Raw genomic sequence first — 2,008 nt, forward strand, 5'->3', positions numbered from 1 at the left:
CACCGCAAAGCTGTGGTTCTTCCTCACCAAACCCTTGAAGAGATCGTCCACAACCCCAACGTCAGCTGGGCAGCCTGGCAAAGCAACAGCCAAGAAAAAATTACTCGGAAGCACACTGGCGCATTGTTTCAACTGCATAGTCAAGTCTCGTGGTGTATAAAAATTCGGTGCGCCAGCATGAGGACATTTCAGCTGCCGAGTCCCAACTTGACCGCCAAGCCGATGCGCTGCAGCTTGCCAGTGGCTCCCTTGGGGATTTCGTCCATGAACAAAATTTTCTTGGGCACCTTGTAATCTGCGGCCCGTGAACTGACAAAAGCCTGGAGTTCACGCTCGGTGGCGCTCTGACCCTCACGCAGCACCACAACCGCAGCGACTTCCTCGCCCAATTTGGGGTGCGGCATGCCGAAGCAAACCACCTGGGCTACGGCGGCGTGGTCCATCAATATCTCGTCCACCTCGCGAGGGCTGACTTTTTCGCCACCGCGGTTGATGATTTCCTTCAGACGCCCGGTGATGCTGATGTACCCGTCTGCGTCCATCACGCCTTGGTCACCGGTGCGGAACCACCCATGGGTGAAGCCCTCTTCGTTGGCTTTGGGGTTGTTCTCGTAACCGGCCGTCACGTTGGCACCACGGATCACAATTTCGCCTACAGAACCGCGCGGCAGGTGGACGCCCTCTGTGTCCATGATGCCGATCTCGGGGCCAGCGGCAATGCCCACCATGCCCGGTTTGCGAACACCCGGGGGCAGCGGGTTGCAGGCCATTTGGTGCGTCGCTTCGGTCATGCCATAGGCTTCGATCAGCGGCGCATGGAAAAGCGCTTCAAGCTCCTGAATCACCTGCGGCGGCATGGACGACGACGACGAACGCAAAAAGCGCAGCGGGTTGCGCGCGATGACATCGGCATTGCCTTTGCCCCGACTCACAATAGCTTGGTGCATGGTGGGCACAGCGGTGTACCAAGTAGGCCGCGCCTCGTCCATCCAGGCGAAAAACTTCAGGGCATTGAAGCCCGGAGTGCAAAACACTTGCGAACCTGCCGCCAAGGGCGCAAGCACACCGGCAATCAGACCGTGAATATGAAAAAGCGGCATGACGTTGAGGCCGCAATCCTCGGACACAAACTGCAAACTGTTGCGGATATTGGTGGCCGACGCCACCAGATTGCCTTGGGTCAGCGGCACGATCTTGGGCCGCGACGTGGTTCCGGAGGTGTGAAGCACCATGGACACGTCCCCAGTCAAAGCGTAGCCGCCCTGCGCTGCCGCAGATCCGGCGGGCTTGCCGTCGCGTGGTGCCAAGGTGAAATTGCCCGCTGGCTGATCTGGATCGGCGATCAGGTCAATGATGCGCACACCCAATTTTTCAGCGACGGCAATGGCCGGTGAATTGCTGGACTGCTCAACAATCAGCGCTTTGGCATGAAGGTCGTTGAGATAGAACTCGAATTCATCGGCGCGATAAGCCGGATTCAAGGGCGCACTGGTCACGCCGCTGGCACAAGCCATGAAGCAAGTCGCCATCTCCGGGCCGTTGGGCAGCACAATCGCCACCCGGTCGTTGCGGCCAATGCCCAGCGCATTGAGCTGTTCAATGGTGGTGGCGATCAGTTTCCTTAAGGCTTCAAATTTCAACGGCAAACGCGACGGCGCTGAAATCGCTGGCGCATGGTCGACGCCACGGGAGAGCAAATCTTGCAAAACAATAGACATAAATATTCCTTCAATTTTTTATTTTATTTTATTTTTACTGTAATGACCTTTGCGCACAGTGGCCGTGCGCAACGGTCGTCAAGGGAATTCACGCGCTTGCGTTGGTGCGCGCGGTGATTTCAACAGCAACACCGCTTTGTTTCGATGAAAAGCTCTTGGCCAGTTGATGCGCTCATCGGCTGGACAATCCGGCTTGGGTTTTAGCGAGCGATGCAAAACGGCCCCGAAGGGCCGTTTTTTGTTGTGCGCCCAGCATGGGCGCACACCTGCGGGTGCAAGTCCCGCTGCGA

General features: G+C 57.5%; 1 protein-coding gene. It reads right to left on the reverse strand.

The window, feature by feature from the left end:
• Positions 1-188: 188 nt before the first annotated feature.
• Positions 189-1,718 carry an acyl--CoA ligase gene (locus Q0341_RS15115; protein ID WP_299515044.1) on the reverse strand — a complete coding sequence of 510 codons (1,530 nt, stop codon included), beginning with the start codon at positions 1,716-1,718 and terminating at the stop codon, positions 189-191.
• Positions 1,719-2,008: the final 290 nt, after the last annotated feature.

Origin of the sequence: uncultured Limnohabitans sp. (assembly GCF_937889215.1) — a bacterium.
In the GTDB taxonomy this organism is placed as follows: domain Bacteria; phylum Pseudomonadota; class Gammaproteobacteria; order Burkholderiales; family Burkholderiaceae_C; genus Limnohabitans_A.

Coding starts and splice junctions, on each gene's coding strand:
- Q0341_RS15115 (WP_299515044.1), bottom strand. CDS start 1,718: ATGTCTATTGTTTTGCAAGATTTGCTCTCCCGTGGCGTCGACCATGCG.